16 protein-coding genes are annotated in these 16,235 nt (G+C 63.9%); 15 read left to right on the forward strand and 1 reads right to left on the reverse strand.

The features are described 5' to 3' along the window. Positions 1–4: 4 nt before the first annotated feature. From NKI29_RS06170 to NKI29_RS06180, 3 genes are all read left to right on the forward strand, one after another. Positions 5–838 (forward strand): ABC transporter ATP-binding protein, encoded by an 834-nt coding sequence (locus NKI29_RS06170; protein WP_352455097.1) that lies wholly within the window; start codon positions 5–7, stop codon positions 836–838. After that, complete coding sequence (locus NKI29_RS06175) at positions 835–1,581, forward strand: ABC transporter ATP-binding protein (protein WP_352455098.1); 747 nt, start codon at positions 835–837, stop codon at positions 1,579–1,581. The genes NKI29_RS06170 and NKI29_RS06175 overlap by 4 nt, the downstream gene beginning before the upstream one ends. A 478-nt stretch (positions 1,582–2,059) precedes the next feature. After that, positions 2,060–3,337 (forward strand): 4-aminobutyrate--2-oxoglutarate transaminase, encoded by a 1,278-nt coding sequence (locus tag NKI29_RS06180; RefSeq protein WP_352576922.1) that lies wholly within the window; start codon positions 2,060–2,062, stop codon positions 3,335–3,337. 9 nt (positions 3,338–3,346) lie between these two features. Here the strand turns inward: NKI29_RS06180 and NKI29_RS06185 are convergent, their stop codons facing one another. After that, the gene (locus NKI29_RS06185) at positions 3,347–4,600 is read right to left on the reverse strand and encodes an NAD(P)/FAD-dependent oxidoreductase (protein WP_352698164.1); all 1,254 of its coding nucleotides are present in this window, start codon (positions 4,598–4,600) and stop codon (positions 3,347–3,349) included. Between the two features lie 423 nt (positions 4,601–5,023). Here NKI29_RS06185 and NKI29_RS06190 point away from each other — a divergent pair, with 423 nt between their 5' ends. The 12 genes from NKI29_RS06190 (at position 5,024) to ybeY (ending at position 16,229) form a co-directional block, all read left to right on the forward strand. Continuing rightward, positions 5,024–6,316, forward strand: coding sequence for an imelysin family protein (locus NKI29_RS06190; protein WP_031211806.1), 1,293 nt, complete (start codon positions 5,024–5,026; stop codon positions 6,314–6,316). 56 nt (positions 6,317–6,372) lie between these two features. Beyond that, positions 6,373–6,684 carry a (2Fe-2S)-binding protein gene (locus tag NKI29_RS06195; RefSeq protein ID WP_023676882.1) on the forward strand — a complete coding sequence of 104 codons (312 nt, stop codon included), beginning with the start codon at positions 6,373–6,375 and terminating at the stop codon, positions 6,682–6,684. Beyond that, positions 6,650–7,135, forward strand: coding sequence for a bacterioferritin (bfr, locus tag NKI29_RS06200; RefSeq protein WP_023676883.1), 486 nt, complete (start codon positions 6,650–6,652; stop codon positions 7,133–7,135). Before NKI29_RS06195 ends, bfr begins: the two co-directional genes overlap by 35 nt. A gap of 12 nt (positions 7,136–7,147) precedes the next feature. Further along, positions 7,148–8,755, forward strand: coding sequence for a di-heme oxidoreductase family protein (locus NKI29_RS06205; protein WP_352646426.1), 1,608 nt, complete (start codon positions 7,148–7,150; stop codon positions 8,753–8,755). Next, the gene (locus NKI29_RS06210) at positions 8,755–9,828 is read left to right on the forward strand and encodes an imelysin family protein (protein WP_352795689.1); all 1,074 of its coding nucleotides are present in this window, start codon (positions 8,755–8,757) and stop codon (positions 9,826–9,828) included. The genes NKI29_RS06205 and NKI29_RS06210 overlap by 1 nt, the downstream gene beginning before the upstream one ends. 2 nt (positions 9,829–9,830) lie before the next feature. Next, positions 9,831–10,937: a DUF1513 domain-containing protein gene (locus NKI29_RS06215; RefSeq protein WP_352795691.1), complete on the forward strand. Its 1,107-nt coding sequence runs from the start codon at positions 9,831–9,833 to the stop codon at positions 10,935–10,937. A 159-nt stretch (positions 10,938–11,096) separates the two neighbouring features. Continuing rightward, positions 11,097–11,849, forward strand: a complete 753-nt coding sequence (tsaB, locus tag NKI29_RS06220) for a tRNA (adenosine(37)-N6)-threonylcarbamoyltransferase complex dimerization subunit type 1 TsaB (protein WP_023676887.1) — start codon at positions 11,097–11,099, stop codon at positions 11,847–11,849. Further along, positions 11,849–12,343 (forward strand): ribosomal protein S18-alanine N-acetyltransferase, encoded by a 495-nt coding sequence (gene rimI / locus NKI29_RS06225; protein ID WP_023676888.1) that lies wholly within the window; start codon positions 11,849–11,851, stop codon positions 12,341–12,343. Before tsaB ends, rimI begins: the two co-directional genes overlap by 1 nt. 21 nt (positions 12,344–12,364) lie before the next feature. Then, a complete protein-coding gene (olsA, locus tag NKI29_RS06230) occupies positions 12,365–13,165 on the forward strand; it encodes a lyso-ornithine lipid O-acyltransferase (protein ID WP_023676889.1) in 801 nt (266 codons plus the stop codon). A 63-nt stretch (positions 13,166–13,228) separates the two neighbouring features. Beyond that, a complete protein-coding gene (gene miaB, locus NKI29_RS06235) occupies positions 13,229–14,638 on the forward strand; it encodes a tRNA (N6-isopentenyl adenosine(37)-C2)-methylthiotransferase MiaB (RefSeq protein ID WP_352795692.1) in 1,410 nt (469 codons plus the stop codon). Positions 14,639–14,664: 26 nt separating this feature from the next. Beyond that, on the forward strand, positions 14,665–15,714 hold the full coding sequence (locus NKI29_RS06240) for a PhoH family protein (protein ID WP_023676891.1): 1,050 nt from the start codon (positions 14,665–14,667) through the stop codon (positions 15,712–15,714). A 17-nt stretch (positions 15,715–15,731) separates the two neighbouring features. After that, complete coding sequence (gene ybeY, locus NKI29_RS06245) at positions 15,732–16,229, forward strand: rRNA maturation RNase YbeY (RefSeq protein ID WP_352795693.1); 498 nt, start codon at positions 15,732–15,734, stop codon at positions 16,227–16,229. Positions 16,230–16,235: the final 6 nt, after the last annotated feature.

Genomic DNA, 16,235 nt, shown 5'->3' on the forward strand with positions numbered 1-16,235 from the left:
ACCAATGAGCACGCTTCTCGAAATCAACGACCTGCGCGTTACCTTCCCGACGCGCACCGGCCTGATCGAGGCGGTGCGCGGCGTCTCCTTCTCGCTCGGCCGCGAGCGGCTCGGCATTGTTGGCGAGAGCGGTTCGGGCAAGTCGCAGACCGGCCGCGCCATCATGGGCGTCACCCCGCCGCAGGCCGAGGTGACCGCGAAGACGCTCGCTTTTGACGGCATCGACCTGCTGGCCGCCTCGCCGCGCGAGCGCCGCGCGCTGCGCGGCAAGCGTATCGCCATGATCCTGCAGGATCCGAAATATTCGCTCGACCCGGTGATGAGCATCGGCCGCCAGATCGTCGAGACGCTGCGCACGCATGAGAAGGTCTCCAAGGCCGAAGCCCGCGACCGCGCGCTGGCCATGCTGGAGGCTGTGCAGATCCGCGATCCGGCCCGTGTCTTCGACCTGCATCCGCACGAGGTTTCCGGCGGCATGGGCCAGCGCGCCATGATCGCCATGATGCTGATCGCCGGGCCGGAAATGATGATCGCCGACGAGCCGACCTCGGCACTCGACGTCACTGTCCAGCTCGACGTGCTCGGCATCCTCGACCGGCTGGTCAGCGAGCGCGGCATGGGGCTGATCTTCATCTCGCACGATCTGCGCCTGGTCTCGTCCTTCTGTGATCGTGTCATCGTCATGTATGCCGGCAAGGTGGTCGAACAGCTCAAAGCCTCGGAGCTCGGCCGCGCCCAGCATCCCTATACGCGCGGCCTGCTCAACTGCATGCCCAAGATCGGCGCCGACCGTCACCCGCTGCCGGTGCTCGACCGCAAGCCGGAGTGGGCGGCATGACGGCAGCCCTTTCCGTCGACAGGCTGGAGGTGGTCTTCGACCGCTTCCGCGCGTTGAAAGGCGTCAGCCTCGAGGTCGAATCCGGTGAATCCTTCGGCCTGGTCGGCGAGTCCGGCTCCGGCAAGTCGACGTTGCTCAGGGCAATCGCCGGCCTGGCGCCGGCCGCATCTGGCACCATCGCCGTCAACGGCAAAACGCTCGGCGCGCGTCGCGACAAGGCGTTTTACCGCGAGGTGCAGATGGTCTTCCAGGACCCGTACGGTTCGCTGCACCCGCGCCAGACCGTCGACCGCCTGCTGCAGGAGCCGCTCGCCATTCACGGCTTCGCCGACGGCGAAAAGCGCATCCAGCGGGCACTCGACGAGGTCGGCCTCGGCACCGGGTTCCGTTTTCGCTATTCGCATCAGTTGTCCGGCGGTCAGCGCCAGCGCGTGGCGATCGCCCGCGCCCTGATTCTGGAACCGTCGATCCTGCTGCTCGACGAGCCGACCTCGGCGCTCGACGCTTCGGTGCAGGCGGAGGTGCTGAACCTGCTGGAAGAGATCAGGCGCCGCCGCAAGCTGACCTTCCTGATGGTCAGCCACGACCTAGCCATCATCACCCACATGTGCGAACGGCTGATGGTGATGCAGAACGGCGAGGCGATGGAGAATCTGACCGCGGACGATCTTGTCGAACGCCGTGTCACCAAGGATTATACGCGCAATTTGCTGAGGGCCAGCGAGGGGTTCGTGAGGACGTAGTTTAACATTCCAGGTCGCGCTCTGTCGCGCCCCCCTCTGTCCTGCCGGACATCTCCCCCTCAAGGGGGGAGATCATTCGCTCTACCGCTTTCGCCAATGACAAACGCCGGAAGGCTGGCGAGGCAACTGAAACTGCCAATCTCCCCCTTGAGGGGGAGATGTCCGGCAGGACAGAGGGGGGCGCGAAGGAACTCAACTTCCGCCTTAGGCCCCGCTACCCTCCACAATGGCACTGCTATCTCCCGCCTCGCCCTCCGCCTCTTTCGGCTCCTTGACCTGAACCACGCCGAATAGCGCGCCGGCAGGAACAGCAGCATGATCGCTGCGCCGGCGATAGTGCCGGCCATCATCGCGTAGCTGCCGGACCGCAGGCCCAATCACCCGCCGCCAGTGCCAACTTGAGGAAAACCTGAAATAAGCCCAGAAGAGTCTCAACAGCCATCAAACGAGAGCGGGCGCCGGCCCGGTGAGGGATACGATGACAAATTCAGCCATTTCCGAACGCAAGAGCCAGTCGATTTCGCGCGGCGTCGGCATGACCACTCAGATCTATGCCGATCGCGCCGAAAACTCGGAGATCTGGGATGTGGAAGGCCGCCGCTACATCGATTTCTCGTCCGGCATCGCCGTCGTCAACACCGGCCACCGTCACCCCAGGGTGATCGAAGCGGTCAAGGCGCAGCTCGACCGCTTCACCCACACCTGCTATCAGGTCGTGCCCTATGAGAGCTATATCAGGCTGGCCGAACGGCTGAACGGCATGCTGCCCGGCAAGTTCGACAAGAAGACGATTTTTGTCACCACCGGCGCCGAAGCGGTCGAGAACGCGATCAAGATTGCGCGCAACGCCACCGGCCGGCCGGCGGTCATCGCTTTTTCCGGCGGCTTCCACGGACGCACCTTCATGGGCATGGCGCTGACCGGCAAGGTCGTGCCTTACAAGGTCGGCTTCGGCGCCATGCCGGCGGATGTCTTCCATGCGCCGTTCCCGGTTCCGCTGCACGGCGTGTCGGTCGCCGATTCGCTGGCTGCGCTCGACCGGCTGTTCAAGGCCGATGTCGATCCGGCCCGCGTCGCCGCGATCATCGTCGAGCCGGTGCAGGGCGAGGGCGGCTTCTACGAGGCGCCGCGCGATTTCATGACCGCATTGCGCAAGATCTGCGATCAGCACGGCATGCTGCTGATCGCCGACGAGGTGCAGACCGGCTTTGCCCGCACCGGCAAGATGTTCGCCATGGATCACCACGAGGTGGCGGCCGACATCACCACCATGGCCAAGAGCCTGGCCGGCGGCTTCCCGTTGGCGGCGGTCACCGGGCGCGCCGATGTCATGGATGCGCCGAACCCCGGCGGGCTCGGCGGCACCTATGGCGGCAGCCCGATCGGCGTCGCCGCGGCGCATGCCGTGCTCGACGTCATCGACGAGGAGAAGCTCTGCGACCGGGCCAACACGCTGGGCAACCGTCTGAAGCAGCGCCTGCAAGCGATCCGCGACGAAGCCCCGGAAATCGTCGATATCAGAGGCCCCGGCTTCATGAACGCGGTCGAGTTCAACGATGTGGCGAAGGGGCTGCCGTCGCCGGAACTCGCCAATGCGGTCCGGCTGAAGGCGCTCGACAAGGGCCTGATCCTGCTCACCTGCGGCGTCTACGGCAACGTCATCCGCTTCCTCGCGCCGATCACCATCCAGGACGGAGTCATGAACGAGGCGCTCGACATCCTGGAAAGTTCGATCCGCGAGGCCCGCGCTGCCTGAGCGATACGATTATCCTGCCGCGCGGGCCGGCTCTGCCTGCTGGAAGGCGGCGAGCGCTGCCTTCAGCCCGTCGGGCCCGGTCGCGACAGTCTGCGGCGACGGCGAAAAGCCGGCGCCGAGCATCTTGCGGCCAAGCATGTGGTCGCCGGGCCGGTTGACCGATTCGATGCCGAGCAGCCGGCTTGCGGCATAGTGGTAGATCGAGAATTTGTTCTCGGCCACGTCGCCCAGCACGACATGGCTGTCGCCGCCCGAAATCAGGCCGACCATCTGCAGCTTCATGTCGCCGATATCGGACCAGAACCACGGCACCGCCGAGTAATTGTCGGTGTGGCCGACGATGGTGCGCGCGGCGAGCCGCGCCTGGTCAGTGGCGTTCTGTACCGATTCCAGCCGCACATCGCCGCCGGTGAACCAGTGCCGGTAGGAGGCGGCATCGCCGATGGCGAGGATTTCCGGCACCGACGTGCGCATCTGCTGGTCGACGCGGATGCCGTTGGCGATGGCAATGCCGGCGGCTTCGGCCAATTCGACATTCGGCACGACGCCGATACCGATGACGACCACCTGCGCCGGCAATCTCTCGCCAGATGAGGTGATTGCAGCCGAAACACGGCCGTTCTCGCCCTCCAGCCGTTCGATGGTGGTGCCGGTAAGAATGCGCACACCGGTGGCCTCCAGCCGCTGGCGCACATGGCCGGCGATGACCGGTGCCACGGCGCGGCCGAGCAGCCGGTCGACCGCCTCGACCACCGTAACCTTGCGGCCTGCCGCGGTGAGCGTCGCGGCAATCTCCAGGCCGATGAAGCCGCCGCCGAGGATGACGACCTCCTCGCTTTGCGCGCTCAATTCGCGGATCAGGCGGGCATCGCCGAGCGAGCGCAGCGACACAACGCCAGAAAGCTCCGAACCCGGCAGCGGCAGCAGGCGCGGCCGCGCGCCGGTGGCGAGGATCAGCCGGCCGAACGGCAGCACGCCGCCGCCCGATATCTCCAGCCTGCGGCCGCCTACGTCGATCCGCTCGACCCGGATGCCTGGCCGGAAGTCGATGGCGCTGCCGGTATAAAAAGCCTCGCCGCGCAACGGCTGCGGCTTTGCTTGCTGATCCTTGATGAAGGTCTTCGACAGCGGCGGCTTGTGGTAGGGCAATTCGTTTTCGTCGCCGACCAGGATCACCGGGCCGTCATAGCCTTCTTCGCGCAGGCTGGCGGCCGCTTGCACGCCCGCATGACCCGCACCGACAATGACGACCCCGTTCTTCATAACAGCCCGATTCCTCATCCAAATCTAGGACGTCTCGCCAGGTGGCGATTGTCCGGCGCCGCCGCAAGAGCGCCGATCCGGGTCGCACCCGGAACGGCCGCCTGTCAACTGCGTCATGCGCCGGCATTCCTCATACGTCGGTGTTAAAGTTGACAGTTCTAGTTTAGAATAATTCTAAACTATTGTTTCAATTGAATTTTTTCTATGCCACCAGTTGACATCCGGCGTCTTCGCCGTTTTATGGAAGCTCGCGCGTCAGCGCATCCCTTTGATGTCTGGGCCTTGAACCCTTTCGATTGGAGGCATTTCGGTGTCTTTCTTCCGCGAACCGCGCGATGGCGCGACCCTTCTTTGCCCGCTGGCAACTGCCCGCCGCGGCGCCGGCATTTCATTGATTCCCGAGGAGAGACAATCATGAGAACGATGATCACGGCGCGGTATGGCGGCAGGCTTGCGGCGATCGGCGCCACCGCGATGCTGACGGCGGCCGTGTTCGTGCTGCCGGCCAAGGCGCAAACCGATGCCAAGGCGGTCATCAAGACCTATTCCGACATTGCGCTCGCCAAATACGAGGATTCGCTGATCACGGCCGAGGCGCTCGACAAGGCTGTCGATGCGCTGCTCGCCAAGCCATCTGCCGAAACGCTGAACGCCGCCCGCGAGGCCTGGAAGGCATCGCGCGTTCCCTATCAGCAGACCGAGGTCTATCGCTTCGGTAATGCCATCGTCGACGACTGGGAAGGCGAGGTGAACTCCTGGCCGCTCGACGAAGGCTTGATCGACTATGTCGCCAAGAGCTACGGCACCGAGTCGGACGCCAACGTGCTCTACACCGCCAATGTGATCGCCAACAAGTCGATCGAGATCAACGGCAAGAAGGTCGACGCCACCGACCTGACGCCGGAGTTCCTCTCCGGCACCCTGCAGGAGGCCGGCAGTATCGAGGCCAATGTGGCGACCGGCTATCACGCTATCGAATTCCTGCTTTGGGGTCAGGACCTGCACGGCACCGGTCCGGGCGCCGGCGAACGGCCCTACACCGACTACGACCTCGCCAATTGCACCGGCGGCAATTGCGACCGTCGCGGACAGTATCTGAAATCGGCGAGCGACCTTCTGGTTTCCGATCTAAAGGATATGGTCGACGACTGGAAGGAAGGCGGCGCCGCCCGCAAGAACCTTGTCGATGGCGAGCTGAACGCCGCCATTTCGACCATCTTCACCGGCATGGGCTCGTTGTCCTATGGTGAGCTCGCCGGAGAGCGGATGAAGCTCGGCCTCTTGTTGCACGACCCGGAAGAGGAGCACGATTGCTTCTCCGACAATACCTACAACTCCCATCTTTACGATGCGATCGGCATCCGTGCCGCCTATCACGGCAGCTACAAGCGGCTCGACGGCACTGTCGTCGAGGGGCCGTCGGTGGCCGACATGGTCAAGGCGGCCGACCCGGCGGTTGACAAGGAATTGTCGGACAAACTGGACGTCACCGTCGCCAAGATGGAGGCCATCAAGGCGCGGGCGCTTGCCGGCGAGGCCTATGACCAGCAGATCGGAGAAGGCAACACGGAAGGCAATGCCACCGTGCAGGCGGCGATCGACGCGCTGGTCGATCAGACCAAGTCGATCGAACGCGCCGTCGGCACCCTGAAGCTCAATGCGATAGCCTTCGAGGGTTCGGACAGCCTCGATTCACCGGACAAGGTGTTCCAATAAACTATCGAAACCACCAGCCACACGCCGCAACGAAGCGCCGTTAGCCAGAGCGACAAATGCTGATCTGCCATTGCAACATCATCACCGAAAAGGAGATAGAGCAGACGATCGTCGGACTGCTGGATGAGGACCCCTGGCAGCTGATCGTGCCGGCCAAGGTCTATCACGCCATGCACAAGCGCGGTCGCTGTTGCGGCTGCTTCCCAAATGTGGTCGAAACGATCATTCGGGTCACCGAAAATTACCATGCCCGCTCGGCGGCGAGTGGCGTGGACATCGTTTCACACCTGGATCGCGTCAGAGGCCTACGCGTCCAATACGGGAGCAGAACCCATGAAAGGCGAACAGCAGATCATAGAGCGGCTTAACGAGGCTCTGTTTCTGGAACTTGGGGCGGTCAATCAATACTGGGTGCATTTCCGGCTGCTGGAAGACTGGGGATACGCCAAGCTAGCGAAGAAGGAACGCGCTGAATCGATCGAGGAAATGCACCATGCCGACCGGCTCGTGGCGCGCATCATCTTCCTCGAGGGCCATCCGAACCTGCAGTCCGTGGCGCCGCTGCGCATCGGGCAGAATGTCAAGGAAGTGCTCGAATCCGATCTTGCCGGCGAATATGACGCGCGCACCGCCTACAAGCGTTCGCGCGAGGTTTGTAACGAAGCAGGCGACTACGTGACGATGAAGCTGTTCGAGGAATTGCTGGCTGACGAGGAAGGTCACATCGACTTCCTCGAGACGCAACTCGACCTGCTCGCCTCGATCGGCGAAGAAAAGTACGGCCAACTCAACGCAGCGTCGGCCGACGAGGCGGAATAAGGACATGCCGGAATGCGGCGCCCCCTAGATTTCATGCGCCGCTTGCGGCCGGCCGAGCATTGTGGCCTGCCGCCTCAGAAGAAGCCGCGATACGGTATCCTTCGCGGCGCCTTTCTTGCCGTGGTGGCGACGCTCACAGCCTCGGCGCTGGCCGGGGCGCCGCAACCGGCGGGGCTTGCCACCAGCCGCACGGATCTGACGCCGAAGGATCTGGCGCGCGTCATCGCCATCACCAGGCCGACCAGCGATTTCTCCAAGCCCGAGCAATTCGAGCTGATGCAGGGCGGCGCCGGCACCTCGAAGAAGGACGTCAACAAGGACGCCTTCTCGCAATCCTCTGCCAACATCAGCTTCGAGGAAGAGGGTACCTTCAAGCTCGGCAACGCCATTTTCCGCAAGAACTGGGTGTCCTCGCCATCCTCGACACAAGCCTCGGATGGGCTCGGCCCGTTGTTCAACGAGCGCGCCTGCCAGAACTGTCATCTGAAGGACGGCCGCGGCCATCCGCCCCAAGGCGACAGCGGCACCACCTCGATGTTCCTGCGCCTGGCAAGGGAAGCCAGTACCGAGGAGGAGAAAGCCGCGCTCGCCGATCACAAGGTGCTCAACTTTCCCGACCCGGTCTATGGCACACAACTTCAGGAGCTAGCCGTTCCCGGCCTGCAGGGCGAAGGCAGGATGCATGTCGATTATCAGGAGCAAAAAGTAAAACTGGCGGACGGCAGCGTCGTGTCGCTGCGCAAGCCGAGCTATTCGGTCGACGGTCTCGCCTACGGGGCGCTCGATCCACACACCACGCTGTCGCCGCGCATGACGCCGCCGATGATCGGCCTTGGCCTGGTCGAGCAGATCGCTCCTGCCGACATCCTTACGCGTGCCGATGCGGCCGACCGCGATGGTGACGGGATTTCCGGCAGGCCAAACATAATACGCGACGCCAGCAGCGGTGAACTGACGCTCGGCCGTTTCGGCTGGAAGGCGCAGGCGGCATCGATCCGCCAGCAATCGGCCGACGCTTTTGCCGGCGATATCGGCATTTCGACGCCTGAGGTGCCGAAGCACTGGGGCGATTGCAGCGCCGCGGAAAAGACCTGCCTTGCCCAACCTAACGGTGTACAGGAGCGCCTCGGTCCGGTCGAAGCGCCGCCGCCGGTCATGGACCTCGTGACCTTCTATTCGCAAAACCTTGCCGTGCCGGCCCGGCGCGATCTCGACAGACCGGACGTGCTCGCCGGCAAAAAACTGTTCTACGATATGGGCTGCATCTCTTGCCATACGCCGAAATTCGTCACCCGTCGCGGCACCCCGAACAAGGCGCAGGCCTTCCAGCTGATCTGGCCTTATTCCGATTTCCTGCTGCATGACATGGGACCCGGCCTTGCCGACGGACAGGCGGTGGGCGAGGCCACGGGAAGCGAATGGCGCACGCCGCCACTGTGGGGCATCGGGCTCACCCAGACCGTCAGCGGCAACACCTTCTTCCTGCATGACGGGCGCGCACGAAGCCTGGCCGAGGCGATTCTGTGGCATGGCGGCGAGGGCCAGAAGGCGCGTGACCGCTTTGCCGCTGCCGATGCGGCCGACCGCGCCGCGCTGATCAAGTTTCTGGAGTCGCTCTGATGCGGAAGCGTCTTGCATTCGCTCTGATGCTGGTCCTCGCCGGTGCGCTGCCGGCATCCGCGGCGGTGAAGGCTTCGGATGTGATCCAGCGGGCGATCGACGGCTTCGTCCGCCCGGCCTATGCCAGACTGCATGACCATGCGGACAGCTTGGCCAAGACCATGCACGCGCTTTGCCAAGCGCCCTCGCGAGACAATCTCGATGCGGCACGCGCCGAATTCTCGGGTGTCGTGGATGCCTGGTCGGTGGTGGAAATCATCCGTTTCGGGCCGATCGCGGAAAACAACCGGCTTGAGCGCATGCTGTTTTGGCCGGACCGCAAGAGCATCGGCCTGAAGCAGGTGCAGGCGGCACTTGCCGGCAAGGATCCGACAGCCGCCGATCCGGCCCAGCTGGCTACAAAGAGCGTCGCCATGCAAGGGCTCGGCGCACTGGAATTCGTCCTCTACGGCGACGGAGCCGGTCAATTGGTCGGCAGGGACGACGCCTATCGCTGCGCCTACGGTGCGGCCATTGCCGGCAATGTCGAGACGATTGCCGGCGAGGTTGGCGATGACTGGAACGAGCCCAACGGCTTTGCCGCGCTCTGGGCCAATCCGGGTCCGCAGAACGCGCTCTACCACGACGGAACTGAAGCGGTGACCGAACTGGTCGGCGTCTTCATCAACGAGCTGGAAATGGTCCGCGACGTACGCCTGAAAGGCTTCCTGGGCGCCAAGCCGGAGGCCGACAAACCGAAACAGGCGATCTATTGGCGCTCGCAAAACACCGCCCGCTCGCTGACCGGGAATCTGGCCGGCATGGACACGCTGTTCCAGGCCTCGCAGCTTGGCGACGCGCTGCCGCCCGATGCGCGCTGGATGGCAGAATCGGTCCACATCCAGCTCACCAACGGGATCGAGGCGGCCAAGGCGATCAGGGGACCGATCGACAAGGCACTTGCCGATCCGGCGCTGCGCCAGAAGCTCGACTATTTCTCGCTGGTGACATCCAGCCTGACGACCCTGATCGGCACCAGGCTGACCGCCGAATTCGGCCTGACCGCCGGGTTCTCGTCATTGGATGGCGACTGATCATGAGGACGCCGCTGATCGATCGGCGCGATTTCCTGAGGGCCGCCGGCGCTGGTTTCGTAGCGGCGATGGCGCCGTCGGCCTGGGCAAAGACACTCGACGCCGACGCGGTCTTCGCCACCGCTTTCGTCAAGCGCGACGGCAGCTATGGCGCGGCCGTCCTGTCCGAGGCCGGCAAGTTGTTGCACACGATCGATCTGCCCGATCGGGGTCACGACGTTACCTTCGACCCGGTGTCCAAGCGTTCGGTGGTGTTTGCCAGGCAGCCGGGCACCTTTGCTGTCGTCTTCGACCATACCGGCCGCGGTGAACCGCGCACCATTGCCAGCGTTGCCGGCCGGCATTTCTTCGGCCATGGCGTGTTCTCGGCCGATGGCACGCTGCTCTACGCAACCGAGAACGATTTCGACAATGCCGCCGGCGTCGTCGGCGTCTATGACGCGCATGCGAAATTCAAGCGCATCGGCGAGTTCCCGACCTACGGCACAGGCCCGCACGAGCTGTTGCTGCTTTCCGACGGCAGGACGATTGCTGTGGCCAATGGCGGCATCGAGACGCATCCGGATTATGGCCGCGCCGAGCTCAACATCGCAACGATGAAGCCTTCCTACGTTCTGGTCGACCGCCTTACCGGAGATCTCACCGAAAAGCACGAATTGCCGCCGGCGCTGCACCAATTGTCGATCCGCCATATGGATGCCGACCGGTCCGGCACCGTCTGGTTCGGCTGCCAGTACAGGGGGCCGGGTACCGATCGTCCCCCGCTGGTTGGCCGCGCGCCGCGCGGCAAGGACTTGCAATTGCTCGATATGTCGCAGGATGTGCTCTCCGGCTTCAGGAATTATATCGGCTCGGTCGCCGCCAACCCTGCCGCCGGCACCATCGCCGTGTCTTCGCCTGAGGGCAATTCGCTTGCCGTGATCGACGCGGCCAGCGGCCGCATCGTCGCCACCAAGGCGCTGGTCGAGGTTTGCGGCGTTGCAGCCGATGGGGAAAGCTTCATGGCGACGACCGGCGCCGGCGATATCGTCGAGTCCGGTGGCTCGATACGTTCCGAGCCGGACTATGTCTGGGACAATCACGTGCTGCGTATCGAGCAGATCGGCTAGTCCCGATACCTATTGTGGCGATTGCGTGCGTTGGAACTTACATTCTTGGACCCGCGCCGAAGCCAAGTCGCCTGACGATTTATCCATTATTCCCTTGCGGGGATCAGCCCTGGCGGGCAGAGGGAAGTTGTTTTCGAAACTGTCTCAACCGGCCGCTTCATGAAATTGCTTGCCATCGACTGTGCCGCCAATCTCTGCGCCGCCTGCGTCTACGACGCGGCGGCCGGGAAAGAACTCGGCCGTTCGGTGCTCGATCTCGGTAAGGGTCATGCCGAGCATCTGATGGGTGTCATCGAAAAGGCGTTGGGGACCAGCAGAACCGACTATTCCGGCCTCGGCGCCATTGCCGTTTCGACGGGTCCGGGCTCCTTCACCGGTCTGCGCGTCGGCGTCTCGGCGGCGCGCGGCCTTGCGCTGGCGCTGAAAATCCCGGCGATCGGCGTGACGACTCTGGAGGCCCTGGCGGCGCAAGCGAGAGCGGCATTTCCCGGTCGCGCCGTGCTCGCCGCGCTCGATGCAGGTCGCGAGGAGATCCATGCGGCACTTTACGATGAAGCATCCGTTTTGATTTACGGTCCCTCGGTGACCACGCTCTCGCAAGCCGCCGCCAAGGCGGTTGACAGCTCCGCGGTTCTGGCCGGTACGGCGGCAACGCAAATTGCCGCCTCGGCCGGGCGCGCCTTCGACGTCGGCGCGACAGCGGCCACCGCCGACATCGCCGTCTATGCCCGGCTGGCCGCCGCCCAACGTGCCGGTAAAAAGGGCGAGGGCGAAAAGCCGAAACCACTCTATCTGCGCGGCGCCGACGCAAAGCCTCAGGCAGGCTTTATTCTATCGAGGCAAGACCATGATCCCAAAAAGTGGAAACCGGTTTTGGGAAAAGATCATGGTCCAAACGGAAACAAGTCCTGATGCGCATTCCTTTCCTCCAGTCGCGCCGCAGGGACTATGCGCTCGAGCCGTTGACGGTTGCCGATAGCGCGGCCATGTCGGTGCTGCATCGCGAGGATTTCGCGCGGCCGTGGACCGACGACGAATTCGCCGCGCTGCTCGAGCAGGACACGGTGTTCGGCTATGCCGCGCGCGAGACCGGACAGGGTGCCAAGCCGCCGGTCGGCTTCGTGCTGGCGCGGCTCGCGGCCGGCGAGGGCGAGATCCTGACGGTCGCGGTGGCACGCTCGCATCGGCGCCGGGGGCTCGGCTGGCAATTGATGGATGCGGTGCTGCGCGAACTGCACGCACAGCGCGCCGAGGCGCTTTTCCTCGAGGTCGACGAGACCAATGTCGCCGCGATCGCGCTCTACCGGCGGTTCGGCTTCCGCGAGGTCGGCAAGCGCGCCAACTATTACAAGTCGCCGGAGCACGGCCCGACCGGCGCGCTTGTCATGCGCCGCGATCTTCGCTAGCCAAACGCCGGGGTGGTGCGGATGATCGGAAAAATCAGGATTTTCCTGGCCCTGGGGCTGGTTGTCGTCGGCTCGCTGGTGCTTGTGCCGCTGCAGATATTGTCGATGCGGACCGGGCTCTGGCGCGAGACCTTCATCCTGAAAATCTGGCACAGGATGATCGTCAGGACGCTGGGGCTGCGCATCCATGTCAAGGGGACTCTGTCCGAACAACGCCCATTGCTGGTTGCGTCCAACCACATCTCCTGGACCGACATCATGGTGCTGGGGTCGATGGTCGACGTGACGTTCATCGCCAGGGCCGATATGGCCGGCTGGCCGTTGATCGGCATGCTGTCGAAGCTGCAGCGCACGGTATTCATCGAACGTGAGCGCAAGCGTTCGTCGGGCGACCAGGCGAGCGAGATCGCCGGCCGCATGGCCAAGGGCGACGCCATGGTGCTGTTCGCCGAAGGCTCGACCGGCGACGGCAACATGATCCTGCCGTTCAAGAGCACGCTGTTCGGCGCCGCTACAATGGCGATTGCGGAAGGGGCGGCCGAACAGGTCTTCATCCAGCCGGTGGCGATCGTCTATACGCGCCTGCATGGCGTGCCGCTCGGCCGCCGGCATCGGCCGGTTGCCGCCTGGATCGGCGACGAGGAGCTGATGCCGCACCTCAAGGTGCTGATGGCCGAGGGCGCCCTCGACGTCGAGGTGCATTTTGGCGAGGCGATTGCTTTCTCCAAGGGCTCCAGCCGCAAGGAGACGGCAAAGCAGATGGAACGCCAGGTACGCGAGATGGTACAAGCGGCGCTCGCCGAACCGCGTCCGAGCCGGTAGGCTGCGCAGGTTCCGGCCAGATTCGTCTGTTTTTTGTCGGGGAAAGGCGCTAGAAGCCGCGAAATGGAATTGAACACGATAGAACGCGACGACATCGGCGTTGCCGCCGAAGACCTGGTCGTTCCGCCTGCCGCGACCAGAAAGGTCTTCGTCAAGACCTATGGCTGCCAGATGAATGTTTACGATTCGCAGCGTATGACCGATGCGCTGGCGGCCGACGGCTATGCCGCGACAGACGCTATCGGCGAGGCCGATCTGGTGCTGCTCAACACCTGCCACATCCGCGAGAAAGCGGCGGAAAAGGTCTATTCCGAACTTGGGCGCATCCGTGAGTTGAAGGCCGAGCGTGCAAAGGCCGGGCGCGAAATGCTGGTCGGCGTCGCCGGCTGCGTGGCGCAGGCCGAGGGTGCCGAGATCATCCGCCGCTCGCCGGCCGTCGACCTGGTCATCGGCCCGCAGACCTACCACCGGCTGCCCGGTGTGCTGGCGAGGGCGCGTGGCGGCGAAAAGATCGTCGAGACCGACTATGCCGTCGAGGACAAGTTCGAGTATCTGCCGCAGCCGAAGCGCGCCGAACTGATCAGGCGCGGCGTGACGGCGTTCTTGACCGTTCAGGAAGGCTGCGACAAGTTCTGCACCTTCTGTGTCGTGCCCTATACGCGCGGCTCGGAAGTCTCGCGGCCGGTGGCACAGATCGTCGCCGAGGCCGAGCGCCTGGCGGATGCCGGCGTGCGCGAGCTGACGCTGCTCGGCCAGAACGTCAATGCCTGGCATGGAAGAGGCGAAAACGGCGGGGAATGGGGCCTTGGCCGACTGCTGTTCAGGCTGGCCGAGATTCCAGGCCTGGCGCGGCTGCGCTACACGACCAGTCATCCGCGCGACATGGAGGATGAATTGATCGCCGCCCATCGTGATTTGCCGACGCTGATGCCCTATCTACATTTACCGGTGCAGTCCGGCTCCGACCGCATACTCAAGGCGATGAACCGCAGGCATATGGCCAAGGACTATCTGACGTTGATCGACCGCATCCGTGCCGCACGGAACGACATCGCACTGTCCGGCGATTTTATTGTCGGCTTTCCCGGTGAGACGGAAGCGGATTTCGAGGCGACCATGCAGTTGGTCGAAGACGTCAACTATGCCTCGGCCTTTTCGTTCAAATATTCGCCGCGCCCCGGCACGCCGGGCGCCGAGATGAGCGATCACGTGCCGGAGGCCGTCAAGGACGAGCGCCTGCAGCGGCTGCAGGCGCTGCTGCTGAAACAGCAGCAGGATTTCGGCACCAGCCTGGTCGGCAGGACCATCGACACGCTGATCGAAAAGCCGGGCCGCCAGGCCGGCCAGAAGGTTGGCCGCTCGCCCTGGCTGCAGCCGGTTATTGTTGATGAAAAGGCCGGCGAAATCGGTGACATTATCCAGGTACGAATCACGAAGACGGGCTACAACAGCCTGTTCGCCGAATTGGCCTGAAGGTCTCGGCAGATGAGGAGAGACGGTTGAGCGCTGCTGAAGTGAAGAACCTGCCCCAGAACCTACCCTCGGGGGCCTCGGATATCGCGCACATCGTACTGACTTTCGACAACAACAAGCTTGCCAGCGCCCTTTACGGCCAGTTCGACGAGAATCTGGCCCGACTCGAGCAGAAGCTCGGCGTCGATATCCGCTCGCGCGGCAATCAATTGACCATCAAGGGCTCTTCCTCGGCCGCCGAGCAGGCACGCCGCGCCTTGGACAATCTTTACGGCATTCTGCAGAAAGGCACCGACATCGGCCAGTCCGATGTCGACGGCGCCGTGCGCATGGCGATCGCCAGCGACGACCAGCTGACGCTGCCGACGCTGGAGCGCAAGGGCAAGGTGTCCGCCGCCCAGATATCGACGCGCAAGAAGACCATCTATGCCCGCTCGCTCAACCAGGACGCCTACATGCGCGCGCTGGAGCGGTCGGAACTCGTCTTCGGCATCGGCCCGGCCGGCACCGGAAAGACCTATCTGGCGGTGGCGCATGCGGCAATGCTGCTCGAACGCGGCATGGTCGAACGCATCGTGCTGTCGCGCCCCGCGGTCGAGGCGGGCGAACGGCTTGGCTTTCTGCCGGGTGACATGAAGGAGAAGGTCGATCCCTATCTGCGGCCGCTCTATGACGCGCTCTACGACATGATGCCGGCCGACAAGGTCGAGCGGGCGATTGCCGCCGAGGTCATCGAGATCGCGCCGCTGGCGTTCATGCGCGGCCGTACGCTGGCGCACGCTGCCGTCATACTCGACGAGGCGCAGAACACTACGCCGATGCAGATGAAGATGTTCCTGACCCGCCTCGGCGAGAACTCGCGCATGATCGTCACCGGTGATCCGACCCAGATCGATCTGCCGCCAAACACCAAGTCCGGCCTGGTCGAGGCGCTGAGAATCCTCGACGGCGTCACCGGCATGGTGACGGTCCGCTTCAACGAAGGCGACGTCGTCAGGCATCCGCTGGTCGCCGAGATCGTCAAGGCCTATGACCGCGACGGCAAGCTGGCCAGGGGCCTGGGTGTCGAAAGCTGATATGATTATGCGGCCGCATGGCTGAGGAGCAAAAGGCGGGGGGGCCGCTTCCCGTCGAGATCGACATCGCGATCGAGGCGGGCGACTGGCCCGACGAGACGACGCTGACGCAGCTGGTCGACCACGCCGTCTCGGCCGGCTTTGCCGAAACCGGTGCCGACGGCCGTTCCGAGCTCAGCATCGTCTTTTCCGACGATGCCCATATCCGTACGCTCAATGCCGGCTGGCGCGGCAAGGACAAGCCGACCAACGTCCTGTCTTTTCCGGCTTTTCCGTTTGCCAGGGGCGGGCCTCTGCCGCCGATGCTCGGCGACATCGTGCTGGCCGCCGAGACTGTCGCGCGCGAGGCGGCACTGGAAGACAAGCCCATCGAGGACCATATCTCCCATCTCGTCATCCATGGCCTGCTGCATTTGCTGGGCTATGATCACGAAACCGATGCCGAAGCGGAACTGATGGAAGCGACAGAGCGCGCAGCACTTGCGAGGCTTGCCATTCCCGATCCCTACACGTAATTACAA

Source organism: Mesorhizobium sp. M0678 (assembly GCF_040320505.1).
In the GTDB taxonomy this organism is placed as follows: Bacteria; Pseudomonadota; Alphaproteobacteria; order Rhizobiales; family Rhizobiaceae; genus Mesorhizobium.